At 59.6% G+C, this 26,136-nt stretch carries 24 protein-coding genes; 8 read left to right on the forward strand and 16 right to left on the reverse strand.

The genetic code is table 11. The features are described 5' to 3' along the window. Positions 1-51: 51 nt before the first annotated feature. The 5 genes from GOOTI_RS27235 (at position 52) to gmd (ending at position 4,514) form a co-directional block, all read left to right on the forward strand. Entirely contained in the window at positions 52-801 is a 750-nt protein-coding gene (locus tag GOOTI_RS27235; RefSeq protein WP_373279018.1) for a glycoside hydrolase family 16 protein, read from the forward strand. Positions 802-1,084: 283 nt separating this feature from the next. Next, a complete protein-coding gene (locus GOOTI_RS25075) occupies positions 1,085-1,798 on the forward strand; it encodes a glycoside hydrolase family 16 protein (RefSeq protein WP_233425457.1) in 714 nt (237 codons plus the stop codon). 464 nt (positions 1,799-2,262) lie between these two features. Further along, positions 2,263-2,493, forward strand: coding sequence for a hypothetical protein (locus GOOTI_RS08800; protein WP_007238225.1), 231 nt, complete (start codon positions 2,263-2,265; stop codon positions 2,491-2,493). Positions 2,494-2,531: 38 nt separating this feature from the next. Next, positions 2,532-3,395, forward strand: a complete 864-nt coding sequence (locus tag GOOTI_RS08805) for a Clp protease N-terminal domain-containing protein (RefSeq protein ID WP_007238226.1) — start codon at positions 2,532-2,534, stop codon at positions 3,393-3,395. A gap of 96 nt (positions 3,396-3,491) precedes the next feature. Beyond that, positions 3,492-4,514 (forward strand): GDP-mannose 4,6-dehydratase, encoded by a 1,023-nt coding sequence (gene gmd / locus GOOTI_RS08810; RefSeq protein ID WP_007238227.1) that lies wholly within the window; start codon positions 3,492-3,494, stop codon positions 4,512-4,514. A 216-nt stretch (positions 4,515-4,730) separates the two neighbouring features. Here gmd and GOOTI_RS25080 read toward each other — a convergent pair whose 3' ends face one another. The 8 genes from GOOTI_RS25080 to GOOTI_RS08845 all read right to left on the reverse strand — a co-directional run bounded on the left by GOOTI_RS25080 (position 4,731) and on the right by GOOTI_RS08845 (position 14,058). After that, a complete protein-coding gene (locus GOOTI_RS25080) occupies positions 4,731-5,717 on the reverse strand; it encodes a GDP-L-fucose synthase family protein (protein WP_138985227.1) in 987 nt (328 codons plus the stop codon). 355 nt (positions 5,718-6,072) lie between these two features. Continuing rightward, positions 6,073-6,972 carry a 1,4-dihydroxy-2-naphthoate polyprenyltransferase gene (locus GOOTI_RS08815; RefSeq protein ID WP_007238229.1) on the reverse strand — a complete coding sequence of 300 codons (900 nt, stop codon included), beginning with the start codon at positions 6,970-6,972 and terminating at the stop codon, positions 6,073-6,075. A gap of 109 nt (positions 6,973-7,081) precedes the next feature. Then, the gene (locus GOOTI_RS08820) at positions 7,082-8,200 is read right to left on the reverse strand and encodes a PE-PPE domain-containing protein (RefSeq protein ID WP_007238230.1); all 1,119 of its coding nucleotides are present in this window, start codon (positions 8,198-8,200) and stop codon (positions 7,082-7,084) included. A 414-nt stretch (positions 8,201-8,614) separates the two neighbouring features. Then, positions 8,615-9,004: a DUF5313 family protein gene (locus GOOTI_RS08825; protein WP_007238231.1), complete on the reverse strand. Its 390-nt coding sequence runs from the start codon at positions 9,002-9,004 to the stop codon at positions 8,615-8,617. Between the two features lie 187 nt (positions 9,005-9,191). Then, entirely contained in the window at positions 9,192-10,925 is a 1,734-nt protein-coding gene (locus GOOTI_RS08830; protein ID WP_007238232.1) for a DUF4012 domain-containing protein, read from the reverse strand. Positions 10,926-11,192: 267 nt separating this feature from the next. Beyond that, positions 11,193-12,221 (reverse strand): DUF8320 family protein, encoded by a 1,029-nt coding sequence (locus tag GOOTI_RS08835; RefSeq protein ID WP_007238233.1) that lies wholly within the window; start codon positions 12,219-12,221, stop codon positions 11,193-11,195. Next, positions 12,206-13,435, reverse strand: a complete 1,230-nt coding sequence (locus tag GOOTI_RS08840) for a sensor histidine kinase (RefSeq protein ID WP_007238234.1) — start codon at positions 13,433-13,435, stop codon at positions 12,206-12,208. Before GOOTI_RS08840 ends, GOOTI_RS08835 begins: the two co-directional genes overlap by 16 nt. Continuing rightward, on the reverse strand, positions 13,402-14,058 hold the full coding sequence (locus GOOTI_RS08845; protein ID WP_007238235.1) for a response regulator transcription factor: 657 nt from the start codon (positions 14,056-14,058) through the stop codon (positions 13,402-13,404). The genes GOOTI_RS08840 and GOOTI_RS08845 overlap by 34 nt, the downstream gene beginning before the upstream one ends. Positions 14,059-14,442: 384 nt before the next feature. On the opposite strand from GOOTI_RS08845, the gene GOOTI_RS08850 reads away from it, so the two are divergent. Both GOOTI_RS08850 and GOOTI_RS08855 read left to right on the forward strand, forming a co-directional pair. Further along, entirely contained in the window at positions 14,443-15,216 is a 774-nt protein-coding gene (locus GOOTI_RS08850; protein ID WP_007238236.1) for a hypothetical protein, read from the forward strand. A 287-nt stretch (positions 15,217-15,503) separates the two neighbouring features. Next, positions 15,504-15,935, forward strand: a complete 432-nt coding sequence (locus tag GOOTI_RS08855; protein ID WP_007238237.1) for a hypothetical protein — start codon at positions 15,504-15,506, stop codon at positions 15,933-15,935. A 22-nt stretch (positions 15,936-15,957) separates the two neighbouring features. Here the strand turns inward: GOOTI_RS08855 and GOOTI_RS08860 are convergent, their stop codons facing one another. From GOOTI_RS08860 to GOOTI_RS08870, 3 genes are all read right to left on the reverse strand, one after another. Beyond that, the gene (locus GOOTI_RS08860) at positions 15,958-16,326 is read right to left on the reverse strand and encodes a histone-like nucleoid-structuring protein Lsr2 (RefSeq protein WP_007238238.1); all 369 of its coding nucleotides are present in this window, start codon (positions 16,324-16,326) and stop codon (positions 15,958-15,960) included. 756 nt (positions 16,327-17,082) lie between these two features. Next, complete coding sequence (locus GOOTI_RS08865; protein WP_007238239.1) at positions 17,083-18,030, reverse strand: amino acid--[acyl-carrier-protein] ligase; 948 nt, start codon at positions 18,028-18,030, stop codon at positions 17,083-17,085. Continuing rightward, a complete protein-coding gene (locus tag GOOTI_RS08870) occupies positions 18,027-19,205 on the reverse strand; it encodes an acyl-CoA dehydrogenase family protein (RefSeq protein ID WP_007238240.1) in 1,179 nt (392 codons plus the stop codon). The genes GOOTI_RS08865 and GOOTI_RS08870 overlap by 4 nt, the downstream gene beginning before the upstream one ends. Before the next feature lie 300 nt (positions 19,206-19,505). Here GOOTI_RS08870 and GOOTI_RS08875 point away from each other — a divergent pair, with 300 nt between their 5' ends. Continuing rightward, the gene (locus GOOTI_RS08875; protein ID WP_007238241.1) at positions 19,506-19,754 is read left to right on the forward strand and encodes an acyl carrier protein; all 249 of its coding nucleotides are present in this window, start codon (positions 19,506-19,508) and stop codon (positions 19,752-19,754) included. A gap of 100 nt (positions 19,755-19,854) precedes the next feature. Here GOOTI_RS08875 and GOOTI_RS08880 read toward each other — a convergent pair whose 3' ends face one another. The 5 genes from GOOTI_RS08880 to GOOTI_RS25095 form a co-directional block, all read right to left on the reverse strand. Continuing rightward, entirely contained in the window at positions 19,855-20,670 is an 816-nt protein-coding gene (locus tag GOOTI_RS08880; protein WP_083835883.1) for a polysaccharide deacetylase family protein, read from the reverse strand. 153 nt (positions 20,671-20,823) lie between these two features. Further along, a complete protein-coding gene (locus tag GOOTI_RS27240; protein ID WP_007238243.1) occupies positions 20,824-21,891 on the reverse strand; it encodes a glycosyltransferase in 1,068 nt (355 codons plus the stop codon). 115 nt (positions 21,892-22,006) lie between these two features. Next, positions 22,007-23,056 (reverse strand): glycosyltransferase, encoded by a 1,050-nt coding sequence (locus tag GOOTI_RS08885; protein WP_007238244.1) that lies wholly within the window; start codon positions 23,054-23,056, stop codon positions 22,007-22,009. Then, the gene (locus GOOTI_RS25090) at positions 23,056-24,987 is read right to left on the reverse strand and encodes a glycosyltransferase (RefSeq protein ID WP_233425455.1); all 1,932 of its coding nucleotides are present in this window, start codon (positions 24,985-24,987) and stop codon (positions 23,056-23,058) included. The genes GOOTI_RS08885 and GOOTI_RS25090 overlap by 1 nt, the downstream gene beginning before the upstream one ends. A gap of 249 nt (positions 24,988-25,236) precedes the next feature. Continuing rightward, positions 25,237-26,136 (reverse strand): glycoside hydrolase family 6 protein (locus tag GOOTI_RS25095; protein WP_007238246.1); only part of this gene is annotated, 900 nt, incomplete at its 5' end.

Here is a 26,136-nt window from a genome sequence, read left to right on the forward strand (position 1 = left end):
ACTTTGGGTTTGTGTGCGTCGCTCGCCACTGCAGTCGGTGAGGCAGCCCCGATGGCGTGTAGTGCTCCTGCAGTGGGGACCGAGCCTGTTGCGCCCGGTGGCCCAGGATGGACCCGTACTTTCGTCGACGAGTTCAACCGGTGTGGCCTGGGCCCCAACTGGGGCGCGTACAGCGGACAGCCGGGCGGTAATACGAATAGTCAGTGGTCGCCGTCGATGGTCACCGTGTCGGGAGGCATGCTCCACCTACGTGCGGTTCAACGCGAAGGTAGTTGGATAACTGGAGGTGTCGCGAACATCTCTGCCCCTCAGCTCTACGGCAAGTGGGAAGTGCGGTTTCGGGTGCAGGCGAGTGATGAAGTCAGCTTCCATCTTTTGTTGTGGCCGCAGGCCAACGTTTGGCCCCCAGAGATTGACTTCCTCGAGAGTAACGACGGAACGAGACGTTCCGCGTCGGCTGCGGTCCATTATTGGGGAGCTGATGGCAGTAAGCAGAAGACCATGCGTAGTGTGCGGGGCGATTTCACCCGGTGGACGCGGGTAGGTGTCGAGTGGCTGCCAGGGCAGGTCCGTTACCTTCTGAACGGCAAGGTGTGGGCGACTGCCTCTGGGCCACTCGTGTCGCCCGGCATTCCGATGTGGTTAGCGATGCAGATCGAGTCGGGTGCATGCCAACAGAACGCGAAGTGGGGCATATTGCGGTGTCCGAGCGCGGGAATACCGCCGACGATGCAGATGGATGTCGACTGGGTTGGTGTCTACGCCCCCGCTTCGGGTACTGCATTGCTTTCTCATTCGTAGTACGGGTGCGGTCGTCGGGGATCCCGCTATCGTCGATCCCGCTACCGTCGGTTCGTGATGAGAAAACCAGTGGTGAAAGCGGTGTAGCTATGGTATACGGAATTCGTTACTTCCTGTGGCCCAGCTGAAAATAGGTCGACACCGGTTATCTAAACAAGATGGTGTGCGGATTGATGCGGATTCGTGTCCAGATTTGCGGTATTGTTTAGAGATGAGGAGTTCGGATCGGACTGGGCGCGGTCCCCACGCTAGGGGTGCGGTTTCTATTCTGGTGAGTGTAGCCATGGTAGTAGGTGCGCAGATCATCTCATGTGGCTCTTCCGGTTCGGCGAGAGCCGCGAATGACTCGGGGAAGTGTTCTCGGACCGCTGCGCAAACTTTGGGCTGGGGATCACCGTACAAGGCGGATGAGTTCACCAATTCGAGTACATTGTCGAACTGGGTCATCTATAATAGCGTCGGGCATGACGGCAATGGCAGACGTACTCCGAGCGCAATCACAGTGTCTGATGGCGCGCTTGTCGTCACTGGGGACGCCAGTGGGAACTCCGGAGGCATGGCGGAGAGCGGGGGTGGTCAGAAGTACGGTCGCTGGGAAATCTGTACAAGATCTCCGGCCGCAGCGCCCGGATACCATGCGGTCGCACTCTTGTGGCCTGATAACAATATGTGGCCAATCGGTGGTGAGGTCGATTTCATGGAAATCTCGGACCCTGCCCGTCAGAGTGCTGAGTACAACCTGCATTACGGGATGTTCAATTCTGTCGAGTCGCACAGGATTGAAGGTGACGGTACACAGTGGCATGCATTCGCGGTGAACTGGACGCCGAGCTATATTGCGGTCTATGTAGACGGGTTTGAATGGGCACGTACAACCGCCGTCAGCAAGCTCCCGCCATGGTCTATGCATCTATGCCTGCAGCTCGATAACTTCGGGGGAAATATTGCGGCTGGTGGCAAAATGTACGTTGATTGGGCTCGATCCTACCGCCCATGAGCGCCCGGCCGATCTGCAAGGCTAAAACACAACGATGTGCGCTGAATGCACCAGCAAACGGAGTTACTCTGCTCTCAGATTGCCCTGGTTCAGGTTAATCGTGAAACTACCGGCAGCCATTATTGATGCGAGTTGTCGATACGATCGGGGAAAGAATAGCCCCAAAAGCGCTGGCTGCTCGTTTGTTGTAAGACTGGAAATCGAGACCCGCTTTGCGGCGCATAAACGACATCGAGTGATGTCTTGAGACTAAATTCTGGCATGACTTAGACGCATTTGGACGAGGTGGGGGTCTTCGACCTGTGACGCCGACTGCGGGTCGAAGGCCCCCCTTGTCGCCCGATGTGTGCGTGGTGGTTCGTCCCTGCCCGGGACCAGCTTCGTGTACCAAGCCCACTGGCCATCTCAGGTTTGGATGTCAATTAATATTGACATCCGGATCATGTCAACATAACCTGACATGCATGCACGACGAACCGACGACACCAGAGCAGGATCTGGCCGGGGCCGCTGCCAGCGACGATCCGGCCATCGGCCTCGCCGCGGTCCGCGCACTGCGGACCCTGGCCGACCGGCTCGAGGAAGTACAGGTTGCGAACGCTCGATCGAAGGGCTGGAGCTGGCAGGCGATTGCGGAGATTCTGCGGATCAGCCGCCAGGCCGTGCACCAGAAGCATTCACAACGTGAGGCCTGAGGAGTCCGGAGGGCACCAAGGCCGAAAGGAGAACCATCATGTTTGGTCGATTCAGTCGAGACGACAGGATGATGCTGGCATTTGCCACACAAGAAGCCGCCGACCTGGGACATCACCAGCTCGGCAACGACCACCTCATCCTGGGCATGCTGTGCAACGCGCGTTCGCCGTTGTTCGGGCTGCTCGGTGAGCAGGGTCTGACGCTCGCCACGGCGCGTGACGCCGTGCGGGCCTACCACGAGGAACACGACTCCGATGGCGCCGAGGCCGCCGAACAGGCTGCGGCAGCACGCTACGAGGAGGATCGCGAGGCTCTCAAGAGCATCGGGATCGACCTCGACAAAGTCCGTGCCGCCGTACGCGATCGCTTCGGGGACGACCTCTCCGAGGGCTGGGCCGAGCGGCCAGAGCGTGGCCGGGGACCTCGTGATCGCGACTGTGGTTCGCGAGGAGGGGGTCCGCGTGGCGGCGGTCCCCGCGGCAGGGGACGTGGACACGGTAGGGGTCACGGGCGTGGCCACGGCAGGGGTCGGGGCGAGTTCGACCGCGGAGACTTCGGTATGCGCGGCGGTTTCGGCCCCGGCGCCCCCTTCGTCGAGGGCGGACCCTTCGGTGATGAGGACGGCCGGCAGGGGCCGTGGGAGCCGGGCCGCGGACGACGTGGCCCGCGCGGCCGCGGGGGTCGTCCCCGCTTCGCTCCGGAGACCCGCGACGCGTTCCGAGCGGCGGTCCAGATCGCTTGTGAGCGCGGCGACGATCAACTCGGCGCCGAGCACCTCCTGCTCGGCGTCCTCGAGGTGAACGACCCGGCCTCGCGCGCCATCGTCGAATCCGCCACGAGCACTGAAGAACTCAAGGCCGCCGTGCTGGCGAGCCTGCCGGAGGTCGACGCGGAGGTCTGAGCTATTCTAACGTCTGCTTGCGCACTTAGTCTCCAGCTAGAAGGTTGGAAAGCTACACTCGAAGTTCGCGCACTATCTTGACTGGAGCGGGAGGCGATGAAGAAAGCCCTGATCACAGGCATTACCGGACAAGACGGTTCCTATCTTGCAGAGCTATTGCTTTCCAAGGGTTATGAGGTACATGGTCTTATACGAAGGTCGTCGACGTTTAATACTTCGCGAATTGATCATCTCTACGTGGATCCGCATGATCCTGAAGCGAAGTTGTTCCTTCATTACGGCGACCTGTCTGACGGCGCACGCCTTGTGACTCTTGTGGCGGAAATCGCCCCAGATGAGGTGTACAATCTGGCCGCGCAGTCGCACGTCAGAGTTAGTTTTGACGAACCTGAACACACTGGCAACACGACTGGGGTGGGCTCGATCAGACTTCTCGAGGCGGTTCGACTCACAGGCATCAAGTGTCGGTTTTACCAGGCCTCGAGTTCGGAGATGTTTGGCGCTTCAGCGCCCCCTCAGAATGAAGAGACTCTATTTTATCCACGTTCGCCTTATGGTGCCGCGAAAGTCTATTCATATTGGGTCACGAGAAACTATCGCGAAGCATACGATATGTTCGCTGTGAATGGGATACTTTTCAATCACGAGTCCCCGCGCCGCGGCGAAACATTCGTGACGAGAAAGATCACACGTGCCGTAGCTCGCATCGCTACCCGGCAAGAGAAGTATCTTTACATGGGCAATCTTGACGCCATCCGCGACTGGGGCTACGCACCTGAGTATGTCGAAGGCATGTGGCGGATGCTCCAAGTTGATGAGCCCGACGACTACGTTCTGGCAACGGGATTCCCTTCGTCAGTCAAAGAGTTCTTGGTTGCGTCCTTCGAGCATGCCAATCTTGACTGGCAGGATCATGTTCGTTTTGATGAGCGTTATCTGCGGCCGACAGAGGTGGATTCTCTGATAGGAGATGCCAGTAAAGCTGAACGGATCTTGGGATGGAAGCCGTCCGTTATAGCTCCCGAACTCGCACGGATCATGGTCGACGCAGATGTGAAAGCTCTCGAGTGTGAGGGCAAACCTTGGATCGACAGCCCAAAGCTTGCCGAATGGTATTGATTAGGTTCGAAACCTCATAGCTTCTCTTTCTTAGGTATATCGAATTTCCGGTGTCACTGAAACCGTTGGCATGCCCATCTAATGGCGACTAATCCAACCCTACTGTTGGAGCATAGAGCGACTCGCCTTCATCGAATGTCGAAGCCATCACGATCTAGTGCGTGATGGGCCTGGAACGGTTGTCAAGGATAATTGCGCGTGTTGGGAACGTGCGCATTAGTAGCGTGATGTACGGAGCTCATCTATGTTTTCGCGATACCACTCGACGGTATCGGCCAACCCGGATTCTAGGTCGTGCGAAGGTGCCCAGCCTGAGTTTCTAAGAGTCGACACGTCTAGCAACTTACGGGGTGTCCCATCCGGCTTTGATGTGTCCCAACGTGTTTCGCCGTTATAACCAACGATGCTGGCGACCATCGTAGCGATCTCCGAGAGGGTGTGATCGACTCCTGTGCCCACGTTCACTTGGCGCGGACCATCAAAGTGGTCCAAGAGGTGCAGACAGGCCGACGCCATGTCTTCGACGTGCAGGAACTCTCGCCGTGGTGTTCCTGTGCCCCAATTTGTGACAAATTCTGCACCTGAGATGCGTGCTCTATCGTATCTTTGAATAAGTGCAGGTAAGACGTGTGATCCGGTGGGTGAAAAGTTGTCATATGGCCCATATAGATTTGTGGGCATCGCCGAGATCCACGGTAGGCCGTACTGCCGACGCACAGCCTGAATATTGATAATTCCGGCGATCTTCGCGATCGCATACGCATCGTTCGATTGTTCTAGTGCTCCAGTGAGCAGCGAGTCCTCTTTGATTGGTTGTGGAGCAAACTTCGGATAGATGCATGATGATCCGAGAAAGAGCAGGCGCGGTACTTCATAACGAACTGCAGCATCTAAAACGTTTGTCTGAATCTGCAGATTTTCAGAGAGGAAAGCCACTGGATAAGTGCTATTAGCGAGGATTCCGCCGACCCTGGCTGCGGCCAGGATTACGACTTCAGGTCGCTCGGTAGCAAAGAATTTGAAAACCGCGTCTCGATCTTTCAAATCCAACTCGCTGCTGGTCCGGCCGATAAGCCTCTCGAATCCTTCGCGCTCGAATAGTCGCCACAGTGCTGAACCTACCAGTCCTCGGTGTCCGGCAATATAGGTAGGAGCTGACCGATCAAGAGGTCTGGTCGTATCCATTTCAACTTCCTGGTTCATCTCAATCCACTAATTTCATAAACGCTTTGCATTGCCGTCTGAGTACTACAGCGCCGGATCGGGCGTGTAGTAGGACGATATCAACTGCACCAGTATCGCAGGCTCGTACTCTCGCTGTGAGTCTGGCGTGGGTGCATGGGTTAGGGCACCAGGCTAGGTTCACCGTAGTGGTGGTCGATCTGCACCCTCGACGGTGTTAGATCGGCCGCCCACCCTGGTGTTTTAGGTCAGGCGCGAATTCGCGAGCTAACCGCCTCCGAGGCCACCTTCGGGCGAGAATGGGCCGCTCGCTATGACTAAGCATCATCTTGAAATTTGGTGTCTTGAAGGAGTTCGAACTCCGAGTCGCTAGCCCCTAGGTACAGAAGCGCGCCCAGCAGGATGCTTGTTCAAGCGCCAAACCGACGGCGGTCAGCACGGCCCAGGCGAGCATCGCCATGCCGGTGGCGCCGAGGGATGCGATCAGCCCCGGCCCGACGGCGCCGGCCCGCACGGGCTGATACGCCTTCCACAGCAGGGGAGCGGCCACCAAGCCGAGCAGCGCCCACGGTGTGGCGGCGACCAGCACCAGGCTCATCACGAGTGGCACGACGAGTAGCGCCCCGTAGAACCGTCGAGTTGCGGCGTCGCCCATCCGGACGGCCAGGGTGTTCTTGCCCGACTCGCGGTCGGTGGGGATGTCGCGCAGATTGTTCACAACGAGCACTGCCGTCGACAGCGACCCCACGCCGACCGCGCACGCCAGTCCAACCCAGTCGACGGTCCCGACCGTCACGTACTCGGTGCCGAGAACCGCGACGAGTCCGAAGAACACGAACACAGCTACCTCGCCGAGACCGAGGTAGCCGTAGGGTTTGGACCCCCCGGTGTAGAACCACGCGCCCGCGATGCAGATGGCGCCGACGACGACGAGCCACCAGGCGGTCGTTGCTGCCAACACGAGACCACACACGGCCCCGATGCCGAAGCAGATGAACGCCGCGCGTTTGACCGCCTCGGGCGACGCCGCACCCGACCCGACGAGTCGCATCGGGCCGACGCGCTCGTCGTCGGTGCCGCGAATGCCGTCGGAGTAGTCGTTGGAGAAGTTCACACCGATGATGAAAGCGATCGCGACGACCGCGGCCAGAGCTGCCTTCCACCAGTTCACGCCACCGATGTGCAGGCCTGCGCCTACACCGGCGACGACAGGTGCGATCGCATTCGGAAGTGTGCGGGGTCGCGCCCCGGCGATCCACTGCGTTGGGGTTGCCACGTTCAGAAGACTATTACTGCGCCCAAACCGTTGTTTGGCCGGTAGCTCCGGTGCAAGAGACGGCCGCTGTGCACTGATTGAGGGCGCCGCGCTGACGACTGAGGACCGTTCAGGGTGCGGACTCCTCGCAGCAATGAGTGGCGCGTGCATGGTCGAGGGAGCTGGACTGCGCCACCGTCGGTGTCTCTGAGGTGTCGCCGGATGCGGTGAGCTCGCCTTCCGCGGGCTCAGGCTCGAGCTCGCCCGTCCCTTCGGTCTCGCCTGCCGGTTCGGTCGGTGCCTCGCGCGCGAACGAGCTGTCGCCCGAGGCGATGGGCTTCCGCATCGTCGAAGGGGTCGTCGACGTTGGTTCTACTGGCATTTCTGCCGAGGGAGTAGTGGTCGGAATACTCACGCTCGCCCTAGTCACGTCGGCACCGGCTGACCGAGTGGTGGCGAGGGTATTCGCACCCGGCGTCGACTTCGACGCAGACGTGGCGCTGGAGTCGCCATTGTGACCGGAGTTCAGCGGCAGGACCGACTGGTCGCCGAGCCGGGTGTAGCCGGCGCGTTCGTACGACGACTCGATGACCGGCTTCCATTGCGCGTCAAGTTGATCCGCCACCGCTGACAGGCCGATTCTGCGCATCCAGGAGAACATCGGGAGCTGCTCGGTGGGTACCAACACGTACGTCGTGTTGCCGACCGTACGCACCCAGTTGTTCGGATCGTTGACATCGACGTTCGTGTAATTGCCGTGCAGCTGCGTGTAACCCGCGAGCGCGTTCATGATCGCGGGGAGTCCTGCGACGTTGGGGTAGTCGCACAGCGGATCGTATTGCCTGCACACATCGACGACCTTGTATTTGCCGTCGTTCGGGGTCTTCACGCCTCCGGAGATGGTCGACCATCCGTTGAGACTCTGGCTCTGATTGCCGAGCAGCACGACATAGAGCGAATCGGGTGATTGAGGAGCTGTGCTCGCGTCGTTGATCAGCCACCGGGTGCCGATCACCGCACCCTGGGAGTAAGCCATGATGACGACGTCGCCCGAGGTCTCACTCAATGCCTGCTTGAGTGCGGTGTAGCCGCTGGTGTAGACCTGCTCGCCGCTGCCGCCGGACGCGTACTCGACTTTCTTACACACATTCGGTGGCTGGCACATGACGCCGCGCAGCTCGGTTTCCATCGGCTGCGGCGCCAGCGTTGTGTTTCCCGAGACGGTCAGCACCGTCGCTGCCTGTGCCACCGCGGTACCGCCGAGTGCACATACCGCCAAAAGTGAGACAACGAGCACCCGTAGCCGCCGTCGGTATATCCCTCGAATTGCGGACACAACTATCCCCCTGTGCTCATTCTTATCGCGCTTTCCCCCCCCCAATATGCGGTGCAAACGTAGCACAATCTGCGAACCGAAATTGCTTGCGAATTCAATTACTCAACAGCGCGATCCAGGGGCGCTCGGTGATAACGACATCACTCGTGCCAAGCTCGGCTGGCGGTCGACTCGGGCTGCAGTGATTAAGTTGGATTCACTCAACAAGTGGCTGCGATCACTCACGCGGCCCTCGGCCGCGATCCGAGGTGTTGCAGGCGCAGTGTTGGAGCTCGGGCATCCCGGACTCGACGTCGCTCTGGCGGACCTTCTGGGTCGGGTGTTTGCCTACCTGGCGCTGCCGCGGTACTTCCGGTGGTACTCGTCGTACAGATCCGCGTTGCGTACGCGCTCGTTGCGCTTGACCAGGTCGGGATTCAGGCCGTGCTGCTCAAGTCGATGTCTGCGGTAGATGACATTCAGTGCGATCGAGAAGAACACGTACGCGATCGGGATCGGCGAGAACATGATGAATCTCACGCCCCAGTCGGCGGGGACGAAGAGCATGGGCAGCATCAGGATGATGCAGGGGATCGCCCAGCGGACCACCATGCGGAGCGGGGCTCCCTTGCCTGCGAGGTCATTGGCCACCCAGTCGCGCATAGAAACCGGCAGCACTGCTCCGTAGCAGTAGCGGAGATACTGCCAGCCCCGGGGACGGGCTGCTGTGTCGGCCATGGGTTGCGCCCTTCTCGAAATTCAATCGCGTGCTATTGAATTCTACGCGATGTCCGAGTCGTGTTGCGAAATGGATCTGACAGGTGGCGATGGCGAGCCGTTGGCCCGATGTCGGAGTTGCTTCGCGCTCATGGCGGAAGGACGGCGGGGAGTATCTCCGCTCCGAAGTGACGAATTGGAGCTGACCTTAGCCAGCGGGTCCGCACACCGGTACGTCGACGCGAAGCGTCGGGTTGTCGACGAGTGGCTGTACCGGCACGACAGCTTCGCCATGAGCCGACGTCGGCTCGGTCGACGTCACCGTCACTTCTGCACTCTTGCCGGGCGGAATGGGCACCTGGACGAAGACCGCCGGATGGCTGTGTAACGTCCCGGCATTGAGGTTGACGGTTGCGCCATCGACGGTCACGCGTCTTGGTGTGGCGCCTTTCGTCAGTAAAACTTGAAGGTTCGTGTAATTGGTACCCTGGGGGAATCGGATCTGCCGATTCCCCCTATTGCCGATAACATAATCGGGCAGCGATGTATCAGTGAGCGTGTTGGTCAACCGGATGCGTGCGGTCGATTCTCTAGTGCTGGCAGCACATCCGCCCGCGGTGTAGGTGATCTCGCGACGCAGATAGTAGTCGGTCTTGTTGGCTGTGACGTTCACCAAAGTCGCATTCATGTACGGAGCCGAAGTGTCGGCGACTTGGTGGCCCAGGGGCATCGACTCGAGAATTCGTTGTTCTCTGGTATGGCTGCTGTACACCATAATTCGACGTTCCTGAACGCCGCGGCCAAGTGCCTCAAGCAACGCGTTTGTGTTGCCGTTGAGTGAACTCATTCTGTCGAACACAGCCTTTGAGATCGACTGCAGATACTCCTTGCGGGCGTCGTTGTCACTGGCAAAACGCTCGTACGACGTCGAGAGGGTGATCGGCGCGACGTTCTCGGCGGTGATTTCTTCACCGTCGGTGAGCGTGACGGGGCCTGCCACTTTGAGCACGTAGCTCAAGGCTATCGGGTCGACAGCAACGGCTCCGTCGAGTCGTTGTCCCGTCTGTGCTTTCCAATTCGCGATCCAAATTCGCGCGGCATCAGTGAAATCGGGGCTCATGTTGGAGTTTCGGACGTCGAGGTACGCCCGTGTCCAGCCATAAAGGCGGTTGTGATCCGGTCCGAGATCGACTTGCGGACCGGCAGGCTCCTCGATGCCGAGGTTCTGGCCCAGCCGGGGCGTGGTGATGTATCCGTTGTCGGCGCCGAGGATTGCGAACCCCCCGACCAGTCCGCCTGTGCCTCGCGCTTCCGACGGCGTCTGCATCGCGACGAAGTAGCTGCGAGCGCCGTCGACACCCAGCATCGAAGGTGCGATCTGCGCTGCGAGGTCGGTGCCGCGGAGGAACCGTGCGGTTTCGGCGATCTGGTCCACCAGTTGTGTACGAGCATCGGACACCTGCTCCAGCCATGAACCCGGAATGTGCTGTGTCCGTTCGTCGATCCGCTCAGCGTTGGTCGCGATCTCTGCGAGTCTCGGCTGTGCCGCCGCGAGCGGCTTCAGATTCAGTGCGTTGTCGGGTCCACGTAGTGTGCTGGGACTGATCGTCTGGGCCAGTGCGGCACTGGGTACGAGCACCTGTGCGGCGGTGTCGGCGACGGACTCGGTCATCTGGTGGACGCTTTGCAGCGGTGAACCAAGCCACGGGATGGCCGCGGTCGCGCGCCACACCGGGTTGTCGGTGGCACTGCGCGCGGAATCGGCGGCCGACTCGGCGGCGGCGGCATGAAGCTGGGCGCCGTGTACGTCGCCGTCCATGATCGCGGCCTTTGCAGCAATGCCGTGACGTCGTGCATCGTCGATGCTGCTCTTGACGTCGACGATGAGATACGCGAGATAGGAGCAGATGGCGATCACGAAAGCTATCGATGTGATCACCACACAGCGACGCCGACGCGATCTCGTGTGCCGGCGTCGCCATCGAGGTCCGACCTCGCCACTGCCGACCTCGCTGTCGCTGTCAGTTGTCGACGGCGCTTCCGCGCTTTCCAATGTCACGGTGTGCCCCCATAGCATTCTCCGCATCCGACCGTCGCGCCCGGTGGCTCTCCCGACTGATTCAAATGCATTCCTCCGGGACAATAGTCCATCGGACCGGCGATGTTGAATGATAAATCTCGCGCCGGCCCGTGCTCACACCGCTGCTTGTCACACCGCCGAACGGATCTGCCCCTCGGCGTCGACTTCCACGCGAGTGCTCGCACCCAGCGCCGGTCGATGCAGCACCGACGCCACGGTGGAGCGGTTCGCTGGTGACACGCGGACGAACACCTCACCGTCGCAGGCCGCATCGAGAGTTTCGGTCGCGAGCGTGGCGATGCGGTCACGCAGGTCGGGCGCGATCTCGGTGGTGGAGTCGTCGATCAGCACCACGTCGACGCCGCGGAGCCGAGCGCGGTAGGCGGGGGCGTCGAGGTCGAGTTCGGACATCAGTGGCGCACGGAGTCTGTCGCGCAGGTGGGCTTCGAGCACCTCGCAGTCGAGTCGTTGTGCATCACTGAGTTCGGCGCCGGATGCGATGAGCTCGAGCAGTGGTCGGGCCAACGAATCGAGCTGACGCACTTGCCGTGTGCGTTCATCGGAGGCAGCGGACGATGCTGCGAGCTGGGCGACCTGTTCGGTAGTCTGCTCACGAAGTGAGAACACCTCGCTCGCCGTGGGTCGCAGTGTGTAGGAGAACAGCGTGGCCATCAGCAGCGGCGCGACGTCGACAACCGACTGTATGAAGGCCGGAGCGACGCCTGCTCCGGAGTGTGTTCCCCAGACGACGAAGATGGCGACGATCGCCAAGAATCCCAACCACGGTGCGACTCGACGCCCACGCACGATCATGAACGCATAGATCGCCGCGCCGGCACCGTGACTCATCCCCACGGCCGTGGCGGTCAGTGCTGTGGCGTCCGACAACATGAGGACCAAGGCTGCGCTGGCTGGTCCGGCCAGTGTGAGCAGGATCGTCGGCACCGTCGGTAGCGGATCACCCTCGGCGGCAACCAATGTGATCGTTGCCGCGGTGTAGATCGCCGCAGCGGCCAGAGTGCCTGCGATGGTGTGCACCGACGCCGACGGTGTCGCAGCCACCAGCCACACTGCGGCGAGGAAGAACGCCACGACCACCCAGACGCCGCGTTGCCGCATGCCGAGCAAATCGCGGGCATCGGTCAGCTGTGTGTCCATGACAACCTCACCGTGGTGCCGGAACCCCTGTGGGACTCGATGATTGCCGATCCACCGGCGAGTTTCGACATGCGGCCCACAATGCTCACCGAGATGCCCAGGCGAGAGGCGGGAACCGAAGTGGGGTCGAACCCCGCTCCGGTGTCGGCGATGTCGACGTGGAGCGTGTCGGTCGATGTCGATACGTGTACCGAGATATCCGCGTAACGCCCGGCATGACGGACTGCGTTGCGCACTGCTTCTGCCGAGGCGCCTGCGATCGCGGTGACGACGGCACCTGGATACCTGGCCGACGGATCGACGTGGTCTACAGTCACGATCTGCTGCGGGGCGACGAGTGCGATCGCGGCGCGGATGCGGCTGAGTGCGTCGGTCGCGCCGAGTTCGTCGTCGATGACGTCGGTGCCGGCGCGGTCGATGGCGGACAGAGCATTGCGTGCGTCCTGCACGAGCTCCGGTGACGTTCCGCGCCGTGCAGCGAGCAGCAGCGTCGACATCACGCTGTCGTGGGTGAGTGCGTCGAATCGGTGACGTTCCGCCGAGCGCGCCCGGGCGGCTGCTGCGGCCGCGGTGGTGGCGTAGGCCTCGGCGCGTGAGTCGTCGAGAACTCTGGCTGTTCTCCGTCCCATGATCGCGGCCACCACGAAGACCATCGAGAACGCGATGGCCCACACAGTCTGTGCGGCAAAGGGTTCGACGACTTCGGCGCGTCGAACTGTGCGGTCGATGAGCACAGAGCTGGTCACTGCGACGACGAGGACTGCGTATGCCCACATCGGCCGGAACGCGAGAGCGGCCGTGATGGCTGCCAGCCCCGGGAACGCCGCCATCCAGAATCCTTGCACCGTGTAGATGTGGCCGCCGTTCCAGGCGAACCACCACAAGCCCACAGCGATCAGATAGCCGACGGCGTTGACTCCGGTGATGATCTGCAGACGACGGGAATCGGCGCGCCAGGTCAGCGGTCCCATCGCCACCCCGGTACCGAATGTCAAGACCACTGCGAGGACGGTCCACCACGGAGACACCACCTTCGTGGCTGCAGTGATCGGACCTACGGCCAGCAGACAGTAGAGCAGGTAGCCCGCCGACGCGAACAGAGTGAACTGGCGCAGAATCCGACGCCCCGCGAGTGCGTCGCGCGAAGCGTCGTCCGGTCGAAGCGTCGGTGCGGTGGCGCTCACCGTCGAAGGCGCCGCGGAATCGGTAGCCATCCGTCTTCGATCGCTCGCTTGTACAGGTCGGTCTTGGTGGGCGAAGGGCGTCCGACTGCCTGGTATCGCAGGCGGATGCGACTGACGTAGTCGGCAACGGTCTCGGTCGACAGATGCAGCTCGGCGGCCACCCGGCTGGTGGATTCACCTGCGGCGTACAACTCGAGGACGCGACGCTGCATGGGTGGGAGGTCGACGAACTCGTCGTCGGAGTCGATCGCCGCTGCCCAGTCGATGCTCGCGACCACTTTGCCGTCGAGTGCCTGCATGATGCCGTCGAGCAACTCGGCATCTCGCGCGTTCTTGCGGATCACACCCATGACGCCCGCGCTAGCCGCCTGACGTACCAGGAACATCTCGTCGCCCGAGGTGTAGACGAGGACCGGTATGCCCGCGTCGGTGAGGGCTGCGATGTTGATGAGAGGGGAGGTGCCGTCGTCGAGGCGGAGGTCGAGAAGCACGAGGTCGAGGTCGGTGGTGATGGCGAGCAGGTCGGCGACCGTGTCGGCGCCGGCGGTCAACTCGAGGGCGTCGTGCTCGGCGAAGGTGGCGCGCAGGCCGCGCACGATCTGCGCGTGATCGTCGACGACGCCGATGCGGGCGCGACGATGAGGGTCCGTCATGGAGGTATTTTGACTGATCAGCGCCGTCGGGATGGTCTGGGTGGGCGAGGGCTACTGCTAGGAGCCGCTTCATTAGTCTGTTCGGACTACAGAAAGAGGTACTGGCAGGATCTCAATTCATCCATACGTGGATACGTCGATGCCACAGCGAGCTGCGCGCGCATTCGGAGATGTGTCGAATCGGTGGTCCGCTCGACGCCGAGCTGTGACCCCACTCGGCGCAGCGGGTTTCTGATCCCACTGATCGACGGACACCGCCGTCAGCCTTATCCAATCTGTTGCATTTTCTTCGCCGTTCTGGTGCGCGGCATTGCCCATGGCCTCCCGCCTCGATGCCTACGCTGCAACTAAGCCGATAACCCGGGCCGTTCGGAAGCCGAAGGGGTGATCGTCGTGAAGCCTCAGCATCGCGTTCAGATCGCAACACTGTCGGCCGTCCTCTGCGCCGTGCTGGCTCTGGCAGGGTGCGGGCTCGCCCGGGAATCAGGTACCGCGGTCCCCGCGCCGCCGACGGCCTCTGACCACATTCCCGCCGACTTCGACACCACCTTTCGTTGGATTCCGGGTGACGTCCTCGACCTCTCAGCTCCAGAGGGGACCTTCGTCCGTGCTTTTGTCGAATCCTTCGAGATCGCGAATGCCACGCAGTCGACGAGTTGGGGATACCCCGGATTTTCCGACGCCGCGCCGTCGAACATCGCGCAGATGCTGACCGTGTACCCGTCTAAGGTCTCCGATGCGAGACCGTCGGTGGGCACAGTGTTCTTCACCGCGCTCCGGCGAGAAGACAACGCCTACGGGACACGTATCGTGCTGTGCCGGTATGGGTATTCGTCGGTACGCGACGGGAGCGGCACGTCGGCGTGGAGTTCGCGCGTCGACGCGCCGCGGCCGGTGGAGATCGACTTCCGCCAACAAGCGGCCGCACCCCCGGTGAAGGTGCACGGATCGCAGCGCACACCGGGAGCCGACGTCTTCGGTGGCTGGTACGCCTCGCGCTACGACTTCGCCGCGGTCTACCCGACGCCGTCCGCCGACCAACAGGCCTGCGCCGCGCAGGTTCCGGCATCGGTACCCAACCGCCCGGCCCGTCATGGCGCGCAGCCGTGGGCGCCGATGCCGCCCAGCCCGGGATGGTCGGCGCGCGCAGACCTTTGACGTAGGGCCTGGCCGGTGGTTCTGGGCGCTGCTCGGCCGTCGGGACGTGCGCCTTTAATCCGCCGACATGGAGGTCACCGAATCTGGCCTATTAGCCCGCTGGCCAAGAGCTGGTTGAGATGGACGAGGGCGTGGAAGAAGTCTGCTGCGCGCATCTGGTCAATTCTGCCTTCGGGCAATTACGACTAGCCGAACCGACGTCGGCGAACATCGTGAATCGACGTCTATGCCCCACTTTGCCGATACTCTGAGCGCGGCGCAGACGACGACATGCATTGGGAGAGTAGATGGCACCGAAGTCTCAGGTGATATTCCGGCGGACAACGGTGCGCGCCGGCATCGTTGCCGCGGTTGTGCTGAGCGCGATACTCGGCGCTGAGCCGGTGCCCGCTGCTGCAGCAGTGCGTACCCTGACCGTCGCGCCGCCCAGCGGGACCGGGCGATACGGCGCGGGATGTACCTACACACTGACAGCACGAGTGACGAACAACGACCCGGTGACGTTTTCCGTTCGCCAGCCGACCCGGCTGGCCAACGGAAAACTACTGCGATTCACCTTTGACGTAGTGCCCCACAAGCATGTGGCGACCCTCCACTGGAGTCCGGTCGTTGAGGGGCGTTTTGTTCTCGGCGCACGGCAGGGGAATTCGCAGTGGAAGCTGCGTGGTGCTGACGTAGGCCGGAGATTGGATCTCGGGAGTTCGTGCTCGGGGATCTAACCAAGCCCCCGAGCCGCTCCGCTCAGTGAGCGGCTTCGTACGCCTCGACGATCTCCTTGGGGAGACGCCCGCGAGGTCCCACCTCGTAACCTTCCTCGATGGCCCACTCGCGGACATCGCTCGTAGGGGCCGATGGTGCGGACTTCGACGATGCTTTCTTGGTCGTCACGCGCGGTGCGGTGGACTGCTTGCGGCCGCCGATCCTCGTGGATGCCTCGAGAAGCTTCGCGACGGTGATTCGACCGTTCTCAACCTTGTCGAGATTGGCGCTGGAGATATCAAGCTGATAGTCGACGCCGAGCCATGACCACAGAACCGTGTGAACGTCGTCGAGTTCGATCTCTCGGCCGTCGAGATCATCGACGAATGTAACTGACCGAATGGTTGCCATGGGTAAGCTCCTACTTTGTTAGTGGTAAGACTGCACACGCGACCAGTTGAAAGCGTCCACAGGAAGAATTTCGTCTACCGACTCAATCTCTCTTAGTCGGCCCCAAGCTGCTTCGCGTCGACTCTCTGATCTGGATACGGCCTATGGGGCAAAAGAACGTTTATGAAACACAATCCTCTTCTCGCACGATTGACGGTCCCCTCTTGCGATTCGCACCAACTGAGCACATCGGGTGGATACATAACTCCTATCTGGCGTGTGCCGAGTGAACTAGCTTTGCCGAGATACTAAACATGATACGGATTCAGGGTAACCCGCTTGCTTAGTGAACTCGTTCGGAGATGACTGGAAACGAAACTAAGAAGCTGCGTTCGGCCACCACTTCTCATCACCGCTCTGACCTACAACACTAACTCACAGTGTCGGCCAAACAGAGGATGGACACACAGGAAGGGCAGTTTACGTCCGCTCTGCAGAGCTGCGAACCGCAGACGCGGGTGTAACCGGTTCGCGGTCCTGCGAGTTGCAAAGCCACGAGATGCTGGTCGACTGGTTCGGTCAGTGATTCATCAGCCACGTGCGCGATCTAGAGGACGGCTCGCTTCTAGCCTTCGAACGACGCGCGAACCGTAGCGCCTAGCGCTCTGCTCGCGGTAGACCAGAGGACTTGTTGGGATCTGAGTGATGAGCGGGTGAGCCGGATATATACGCCTCGTAGGCATCTCCGCGAAGCCTTGGACGTATTGTGTCAATATACTACTCGCCCATCCGCGCTCTAATTTTTGACGGCCAACTGTCGATATTTGTTCCATTCATTCGAATCGCTGCCAGGCAGATCCTGTCCGCACCGATACCAACGCAAGCGGTGTGGGCCACGTGGCCTTCGCCATCGGTGATATTGAACGGTGCTCCAAAATGGTCTTGGGCGTAATTCCCCGACATCAAGGCGGTTCCGTCGTCAAGATCACCGTAAAGGCGCACGATTAACTCAGTCTTCAGGTTCTCGGCAGTTTGATTGTGTGCGAGCATCTTTCCGGCACGTCCAAAGAATGGATCATTAGCGGGTACGGGTACCGATTCTAAGTTTAATTCGGCCAGCACGCTTTGGCCTTGCTCTACCCACACCGCACGGTGCTTCATAGCTTGTTCCGGAGTGCCAAGAGTGACGAACTCGCGCATTCGGAATGCCTGCATCCTTAACGGATCAATCGACGGCTCGTGCCGAAAACAGTAGCCGCCAACATCAATAACCTTACCCTCGGATGGCAAGGTCTTTCCATAGAATAGCTCGTAACTAGGGTGGCAAGCCGCTGATACCAGCATCGTTTCTCCAGGATGGAGGTGCCCGTCCCACTCCTCACCGGCGGCGCGGTCTGCCAAAAGGGCCGCATGTTCGCGGTCATCTCCTGTGAAGATGTTGATGGAGCCTGTCAGGTTGGGAAAGGACGCGATATAGTCGGTTTTTTCATAGCTTGCGCGAGGGAAGATCGGCGGGAATCGGTGGACCTCAACGTTGTCTCCATGGATTTCTCGACCCGCAGCAGATAAAATTCTCTGAACGCCTGACATCACCCGTTCGTACTCGCGTCCGCGCCCATAGAGACCGTCGATGCCGGTGGGAAGTAACATGCCGACCTGTATCAACTCGTCGCGAAACTCCGCGTGAGCGTTGTGTAAGGGTGTCGGTTCGGATGAAATGCTCATAGATTCTTTCCTAGTCGGTACGCCGGAACAATCTGGGCGGTGTTTGCACGAATTCGATCATTTGAAACCATAAGTTGCGGACCGAATGAGTCGCGCAGCAAGCGTCCCATTGACGCGGGGTGATCTTCGCGATAGCCGTTCAGTCCGCAGATCGCCAAGGCCGCCGTTACGACATCGACCACAGCCATGGACGAATTGATCTTCAGGTTGTTGAGTGCAATCGTGAAAGGTATCGGTGGTTCGTTCTGGCCAGAGGCGAGGAAAGACTCGTAGCGCAAGATGGAGTCACGGAGGAACGCTTCGAAACGTTGATGGACGACAATCAGATCCACGAACCTGCTAGCTTGCGGCGTCGTTTCGCCACCGGACTTGCGGGTTGCGGATCGGACCTCACGACGTGCCTTCTCCATCGCGGCGTCGGCGATGCCGAGCCATACCGCCGACCAGAGGATGTGTGCTGTTGGAAGTACGGTGCGTTCAGACACCGAGCCATAGTCGAGCTGCAGCGCATCCGAGGTGGCGGTTTCGGCGCGCAGGAGGAAGCCCGGACTACATGTCCCGCGGAAGCCGATGACGTTCCAAGGTGTGGTTGCTCGCATCTGCACGTCGCGACGAGGCACTACCACCAAGACTTGGTCGCTGGAAGGCGCATCAGGATTGCGCCGTGCAGTTATCGCTATGTAGTCAGCATAGTCACCGTACGAAATCACCGGCGCGTTCTTCTCCAGGACGATGCTGTGGCCGTCTGTTACGACAGCGCACGTAGAATTTCGGATGTCGCCACCGGTGCTGATTTCAGTTGTGGCGGAAGCAATCAGACTGTCTGCGCTCGTCATAGCCTGAATAAGCCGCTCAGATGAGGGGCTTTTGCTCTGCGCGACCGCGGCAGCTTGCGAATGATGCATGGCGAAGATCATTCCCGCCGCAGAACAGGCCTCGCCCAATCGACGCGAGATGTTGGCAAGCTCGCGGATCGAAGTATCTAAACCTCCGAGCCGGGAGGGGAAGGCGCAAGACAGCAGTCCGCCAACCTTCATCGCGTCGACTGCTTCGTGCGGAAACCGCGCCTCGGCATCGACATCGTCGGCTGCCGCGGCGGCAGCGGCGACTGTCGCTCTGACCGCTGACTCGAGAGTCGTCGGGTCCTGCTGAGCGTGGGGAACGGCGTTCGTCATCGGGGCCACGGACTCCTCTTGTATCGTGCGTGGTGGCGGTGTTGCGTCGAGATTGGGTGAAGCGGTCCTGCGCAAGCCGCGTTGCGCGGCCAAATGAGTGTACGACAGCGCTCGCCTACTCGATTGTCACGTTCGGGTGGACTTTGGGGATCAAGACCGAATGTACGTCCGCAGAGCGGCGAGGATGTAGACCTAATGGTCATCAAGGCTGGTCATCTAAGGCGCATACACGATAGACCGAGGGTTTCATTGTAGTCTACAATCGGGGCACGCTCCGAAACCCATCACGAAAGCCGAGATATGGACGATCAAATTAGGAACATCCTTGCTGCGTACGCAAAGATGCCGACTGATGTATTCGCGCTCTCTGAGGATGAGGATCTGTACGAGCGAGGACTGACATCCCACGCAAGCGTAAACGTGATGCTGGCAATAGAAGATGAGTTTTCGATCGAGTTCCCGGATGAACTCCTGAAGAAAGCAACATTCGCAACAATCTCTCGCCTTGTTGCGGTCGTCTCGGACTTGACGGGCAAAGCGATTGCTTGAACTTCGTCGAGAGCAGATCGCCGATCTACGTGTCAAGGCGGTAAACCAAATAGCAACACTCAAGCTACAAAACTCTGGACGCTGATGCCAGGATGCAAAGCTACACGTTGTATAGCAGCCGTTTCGCAATGAAAGCAGCAAAACGGAGAGGGTGCATGCTGGCTCCAACTAGTGAACGATGTACTTCAAAAGGTGAGTCCTCGCTGCTCGCGGGCGGCCCCCAAGTCGTAACCGCGTATGAGTAGCCCGCTCTGGCCACTTCGGATATCGTCGTCTCATCGTAGTCACTACGCGTGCCGTTGGGGTAGGCAAAGGTGGGCACCTCAATATGAAGGTTCTCTTCCAGAACGCGCTTCGAGGTTTGTAGCGTGGTCCTCTGGTCTGACGCCGACTCACGCGAAAGTATCGGATGCTCGATAGTGTGCGACCCCACGGTCAGACCCGCGTCGTGTAGTTCTTTGGCCTGATCCCAGTCTAAAAAGTGCCGATCGAACTCGTAACAACCGTCAGGTGCCAGCTGGTCCACCAGATCGTCGACACATGCAGCTCGTGCAACATGGGACAGCTGTTTTACATCGCGTTCGATCTGGCGTTGTATCACCACTCGGTTCTCCCGGCTTTTCAACTGAACTTTCGTGCCCCGATACTCGAGCTCTCGGGCTGTAGCGTTTCCCACGGCCCAGCCTAAGCGCTCCCACCAGGCGTGAACACTGCGGTCCAATATCCCGGGGACCAGGTAGATAGTGGCGGGCATATTGAAACGTCGGAGAATCGGTGCCGCAATCGTCAGATTGTCGCGATAGCCATCGTCGAAAGTTAAAGCGACCGCTCTCGGTGGCAGCGGTTTTCCTGAAGCGAGTGCATCGAGGCCAGTCCGTAGGTCTACAACGTTTGTGAACTGGTGCAGAATCCTCATCTGTTGAGCGAATCTGCGTGCCCCCTGTCCTGGCGGCGCCGGCCAACACCAGGTTCCCTCGACGTTGTGGAATCCAAGAACGAGTAGGCGGCTTGGGGTGTTGCCTGAGTAGATTCTGCGGACTAACATTGCGGCGACTCCACTAGTTGACGGCTAACTACTTCTTTCAACACGCTGAGGGCTCTCCAATGTCCTCGCGTTGTTGACCATTGTGCTGACTTCGTTTAAGTACGCGGCCATTGTGTAACCATCTGATTCCGCAGCATTTCGAAGTCGCTCGCGTTGGGCGGGACTACTGAGGAGGTCGTCGACGGCGTCTCTTAACGCTATTGGATCGTCTGGGGGCACCAGTGCAGCGGATGAATTGTCGACATATCCACGGAGTCCAGTTACGTCGCTAGCGACTAGGGGAACCCCGCCTTGGTTGGCATTCATTACACGTATCTGACCGATGCTAGCGCCTGTCTCCTTGATTGGAATGACATACACGGTAGCTGAATTTACTTCTCGCTGATGCTCTTGAGCGCTTATTTCAGACCGAATCCGAGGTCGGCCATTTGCTAACGCCCTGACGAGCGGCAGGTCTTCTTTTGTGCACACTACTGTTATATCCCAGTCGCTACCTTCAGCTGCCGCGAAGAAGGTACGCCAATCAGTGCGTCGGCCGCTGGCGACGACGTGACGACCCATATTCAATGGGGGAGTTGGCGTGTCATCAAAACGGTGAGGCCATTTTATGAAGATAAACCGTTCCTTCGGAATCCGATGGGAACGGGCGCAATTGATGACTTCTTGGTCTGTAAGCACCTGAGCAGAGATCAGGCACCGTTTTAGAAGAATCTGACGATATATTAGAAACCCCCAGTGCTGGAAGCCTCGTCGCTTCTTTGGGGGATGCACAATGTATTCTAGTAGAACTAGTTTACGTAATCCCAACAACCCGTATAAGACAATGCATAACGTTGCTGCGGGCTCAAAGGCTGTTGTGACCACGACATCAGATCTAAGGCCCACAACTGAAAAGGTGATGGCTCGCGACATAGGGTGTCGCTCAATAAAGGTTAGAAGACGTCGCGGTATTGAATTCTGCAATTTCTCGGCGTTTTGTATCCCGTCGGCATACCATGTGTCGGCGAGGATCTTTCTCTTACTCGTCCGCGGCCGGGTGCGCGCAGAAACGCCGAAGCCTGAGTTTTTAGATCCGGGACTATAGATTGGCATTCGTCTCTTCTTCGGTCAAATATCTTGCGCGAATTCCGGTCCTGGCACGCGCCGCACTTTGCGCTCGCAATCCAGCCGCAACGAAGTTGGGGAGCAGTCGCCGAGTGTAGTGATTTTACTCCACAACAGCTTGGGCTGTGGCCTGAGTGAGCACTCGACGCAGGCTTGCCGAAGCCACGGAAACCGCATAATACTCTCGGTAGTGCGCTGACGCCTCAGCGCCTAACTTGGCGGCGTATTCCGGATCCGCTAGCTGGTCGAAAGCTTCGGCTAGAGCAGCAACATCGTCAACACCTAATGGCATGGGAGCTTCAGGCTGAAATTCCGGAAGCGCACCTTCGGTTGACACGATTGGAGCCACGCCGAGTTGCATTGACAAGACCTGAACCCCACTTTGCGTCGCCACGCGGTAATGCGCGATGGAGGCCTTCGCCTGCCTGAGCGGGCCGAGCACATCGCGGTAGTTGTAAGACCCACCATTCCACCACGCCGACGCCGGCAATGCTGGAGTTCTGCTTGCCGATCCGAAGATCCTGAGCATGTCGCCCCTATAACTCGCTCCCTGCACGTGTCTTTCCCATGCTTCAAAAACTACCGCCAGATTCTTGTACTCGTTCAAACGACCTATCAGGACGAAATCGCTGCGCTCAATACTAGGGGTTGGTTCGTCGACAAGATCGTCAGAGAGGTCACTCGTGAGCGGCACGACCGAAATCGACTCGGATCGAGTCGACGACTGCAGATTCTCCGCAACATAGGTGCTGAAACAAACGGTCGCTGCAGCCGTCGAACGGCTGAGCCGATCGAAGAGCATTCGCTCCCAGTAAGGCCGGTGCTCTTCAGCCCCGTGTGGCCGGTCGTCGTGCGCGAAGTGCACCCGCGGCGCGAGCGCTCCGAGTGCGAGCCAACGAGGGTCACGAACAAACTCTGTTACAACAATATCGGGATCGAAGTCGCGCGCGCGCGCATATGTTCGTGCAAACTCCGGCCAGGTTCGAAGCGACTTGGGTCTAGGATCGGTCACGATCTCCCAGTCCACTGGTTCTGAAGCCTGTGGGTGGAGATCGGAAGTGATGAGTAGTACGTCGTCACCCAGGGATCGAAGTTGCTGCCCGTACGCCCGTGATAGCGGCCGGAGCCAAGGGGATAGCCAAAGGATTCGCATTAGAGGACTGCTCTGATCGCAGCTTCGTAAGCATCCACCATTGAATCGACGGTGTAGTGACCAACCATCCGACTGCGACCAATCGAACCAACTTTGGGTAGCTGGGTTGGATCGCTCAGAATCTCAGTTAACGCTTGAGCCCAGTCTTCAACGCTGGGTGTTGGGACCAGAAAACCTGCATTGCCATTGTCGAGCATCTTGGGTACAGAACAGACGCTGGTAGCCATCACCGGAATCCCGCGAGCCATGGCTTCGAGTATTACCATCGGGAAAGCCTCAGTACCGCTAGGACAACATAAGAGATCTGCCTCGGCCAGTGCGTGATCCGGGCCGGGGGACCAGCCCCTCCAGCGGACGCGGTCCGCCACGGAGTCAGGGGTCAAAGCTTCCAGTCGTTCTCTGTCAGGGCCGTCTCCAAAAATATCGAGCGTCCAATCTAGGTGGTCGGGTACTCGTGCGAGTGCAGCAGTCAGAATATGCGGATTCTTCAGCTCCACGATACGTGCGAGCATCGCAAGGCGAATCGGCCCACGGACGCGGACTTCGGCCTCTGGTATGTGGTTCACCGCTTCTGCGGATACCACTCCGTTTGGTGCGATGAAGTGGCGATTTCCGAGGAATTGGTGACGGGTTAGCCCATCCCAATGAGCTTGCGATAGCGCTATGAATCCATCGGACCGGCTCATCGCTTTTGCCAGCAACGTCGAGTAGGTCGGTTGATCGAGCTTGGGATACCAGTGCGCGGCGGTCAACCAACGCCGGTCACTGTGATTAGTTCGCCACAGTGTGCCGAAACCGGTCTCAGTGTTGGTGTCGCCAGTGATGGCAATAGCGCGTACACGGTTCGTTGGTTTGCAGTTTGCAGGAGCGTCTGGAAGATCGATGAGAGGGGCCCACCAGGGTTGGCGCACTACTCGGATATCGCTATCGACTTCCGAAATTAGCGGCCCAAAGCGCTGCATACAAACAATTGTGACAGGATACCCGCGTCGTGCGAGTTCGGTTGCGAGGACTACATGGTGGCGTTCGGCTCCGCCATACACAAGTCTGTTGACAGTGACAATGACTGCGGGCTTATCGCCTACGTAAGTCATGGCAAGTGCAGCCCGCCTACGTCGAGCGGATCGTTGTACGCGATCGAGTATTGACGTTCCCGCAAGGTAGGCGTCGCCATGGTGAACCGTCGAACTACGTTCTATGTTCAGCGCAATGCCGGCTCGAAGGAGGTCGGCCGAGCGCAGGCCGGCTCGAGGGTCGTTTCCTACAGTGCCGTGTCCGCGGTGCGCTACGCCAGGCTCCTTTGCGAGTAGGAGTCGCCACCCTGCGTCGCGTGCCCGCTTTTGCCAGTCGACTTCTTCGCCGTAGAGAAAGAACTCGGTTGAGTCGAAGCCACCCACCCGGTTCCAGATGCCTCTGTTGATCATCAGGCACGCACCGGTGAGATAGCCCGCTACTTCATGGGGCGGGGACGAGTACAGCGAGGATAAGGGAGTGCCACGAAGTTGTGGCGAATACCACGCATGGTCTACTAGCGCACGGATTACCCCAGCGTGACGATGGGCAACATCCCATGGACGTATGGATCTGCGTCCGCGCGAGAGCGCATCAATAGTGAATGGAGCGACGGCTGCAACGGAATCATCGGATATAAGACGACGAGTCTCTCGAAGATCGGAAAGCAACTGAGCATCAGGATTGAGTAACAGGAAGTGACGTGAGCTGCCCATTGCCACCAATTTGTTCACGGCGGCGGCGAAACCAATGTTGGACGAGCCCAGGTGCCAGTCGATGTCGGGGTGTTCTTTGCTCAGCTTGGAGACTTCACTGTGGCCGGGCCCGGAGTTATCCCAAACACGGATTGTGACATCTTTCAAGTGTGCTCTTACAGAAGCGATTGCCTTCTCAAGCAAGTCAACCGTGCGGTAGGCCACTATCAGCACTTCAAAGTTGTAACCGACAGCGTTGGAAGTCCTAGGAAGGTTGGAAGGCCTAGGAAGTCTGTCGTGTGTCATGTCGCCCTTCGATAGTGGTAAATTACTCCGCAGCGGTTAACAATAGTTCCTATTTGAGGTAGTGGTAACTGTTCGCCTTTTGTTGATGCTGTTGATTGCGGTTATTGGATTCAGCTTGAGATTGCCATTCCACGAAAAGGGCTTTCGTGGAAGCCTTCCCGATTCGAGCTAGCTGATCATAGCGTATGCGACTGAAGGCAGGAGGTCGCCGCCTGTGCTGCCAGGTCCGACGCCGCACGGCCCGTCTGAGGTGCCGGGCGCTCTTACCCAGAGGTTGGCGTCAAGGCCGGGAGCGGACGGCTGCGGGCGAGGAGTTGGATATGGCCCGATCTTCCGGCCGGGTGGATTACACCACGCATTGTTATCCCAAACGGGATTTCCATTGCGACTGACGTCGACGACATACCGGGGGTTCTGCACTCCGAGACCGATGAGCCGCGTGCGGACTCGCTGGGCGTACGCCGTTATCGGAACGGTAGGGGCGAACGAGCTGACATTTACGGCAAATCCGATGCCACTCGAGGGGCTGGCTTTCCGAAGCAGATCCGCCATCCGGTCGGGGGTTACCGATCCAGAAGTGGTTCCAGCCTCAAGATAAACATGGGCTGCAGGGTTACGGCTCAGACGATCGATTGCGTAGCGCAACAGGTCAATGCGCTCATCGAACCCAGCCCTGTTAGTCGCAAACTGTCGGTCGATGAACCAGAGCGCATCAGGTTCCACGATCGCGAGCACTGGCGAGTTCCCGATTATCGCCGCAACGCCGTCGATCCAGGCGCGGTAGTTGGCTGCTGTCACGCCATAGTCGGGCCCTGAGATCCCGTCGTCGCGTCCAGGGATGTTGTATAGAACAACGACCGGCATCGTGTTGGTGGCTCTAGAGGCATTCATCATGTCGATCAGATTGGGAAGTCCTCGCGAGCCCCCGGTGATCCACTCTGAATCAGGATGATTGCCGAGAACTGCTGTCAACTTGGGCGTTCTGGGGTCGTTCGGATGAGTCTTCAGCCACTGTCTTGTCTGGCTGTTCGGGCTGATGGTGAACGAAGTGGGAGGAAGGGTGGATTC

This window comes from Gordonia otitidis NBRC 100426, assembly GCF_000248075.1.
GTDB lineage: Bacteria > Actinomycetota > Actinomycetes > Mycobacteriales > Mycobacteriaceae > Gordonia > Gordonia otitidis.

Bases quoted from the DNA above. Each gene is read 5' to 3' on its own strand.
- GOOTI_RS08845 (WP_007238235.1), bottom strand. From the start codon at position 14,058: ATGACGGACCCTCATCGTCGCGCCCGCATCGGCGTCGTCGACGATCAC.
- GOOTI_RS08875 (WP_007238241.1), top strand. From the start codon at position 19,506: ATGGACGATCAAATTAGGAACATCCTTGCTGCGTACGCAAAGATGCCG.
- GOOTI_RS08835 (WP_007238233.1), bottom strand. From the start codon at position 12,221: ATGGACACACAGCTGACCGATGCCCGCGATTTGCTCGGCATGCGGCAA.
- GOOTI_RS08805 (WP_007238226.1), top strand. From the start codon at position 2,532: ATGTTTGGTCGATTCAGTCGAGACGACAGGATGATGCTGGCATTTGCC.
- GOOTI_RS25080 (WP_138985227.1), bottom strand. From the start codon at position 5,717: ATGAACCAGGAAGTTGAAATGGATACGACCAGACCTCTTGATCGGTCA.
- GOOTI_RS08825 (WP_007238231.1), bottom strand. From the start codon at position 9,004: ATGGCCGACACAGCAGCCCGTCCCCGGGGCTGGCAGTATCTCCGCTAC.
- GOOTI_RS08865 (WP_007238239.1), bottom strand. From the start codon at position 18,030: ATGAGCATTTCATCCGAACCGACACCCTTACACAACGCTCACGCGGAG.
- GOOTI_RS08885 (WP_007238244.1), bottom strand. From the start codon at position 23,056: ATGCGAATCCTTTGGCTATCCCCTTGGCTCCGGCCGCTATCACGGGCG.
- GOOTI_RS25075 (WP_233425457.1), top strand. From the start codon at position 1,085: ATGGTAGTAGGTGCGCAGATCATCTCATGTGGCTCTTCCGGTTCGGCG.
- GOOTI_RS08855 (WP_007238237.1), top strand. From the start codon at position 15,504: ATGGCACCGAAGTCTCAGGTGATATTCCGGCGGACAACGGTGCGCGCC.
- gmd (WP_007238227.1), top strand. From the start codon at position 3,492: ATGAAGAAAGCCCTGATCACAGGCATTACCGGACAAGACGGTTCCTAT.
- GOOTI_RS27240 (WP_007238243.1), bottom strand. From the start codon at position 21,891: ATGCCAATCTATAGTCCCGGATCTAAAAACTCAGGCTTCGGCGTTTCT.
- GOOTI_RS08840 (WP_007238234.1), bottom strand. From the start codon at position 13,435: ATGGCTACCGATTCCGCGGCGCCTTCGACGGTGAGCGCCACCGCACCG.
- GOOTI_RS08800 (WP_007238225.1), top strand. From the start codon at position 2,263: ATGCACGACGAACCGACGACACCAGAGCAGGATCTGGCCGGGGCCGCT.
- GOOTI_RS08870 (WP_007238240.1), bottom strand. From the start codon at position 19,205: ATGACGAACGCCGTTCCCCACGCTCAGCAGGACCCGACGACTCTCGAG.
- GOOTI_RS08880 (WP_083835883.1), bottom strand. From the start codon at position 20,670: ATGAGGATTCTGCACCAGTTCACAAACGTTGTAGACCTACGGACTGGC.
- GOOTI_RS08860 (WP_007238238.1), bottom strand. From the start codon at position 16,326: ATGGCAACCATTCGGTCAGTTACATTCGTCGATGATCTCGACGGCCGA.
- GOOTI_RS27235 (WP_373279018.1), top strand. From the start codon at position 52: ATGGCGTGTAGTGCTCCTGCAGTGGGGACCGAGCCTGTTGCGCCCGGT.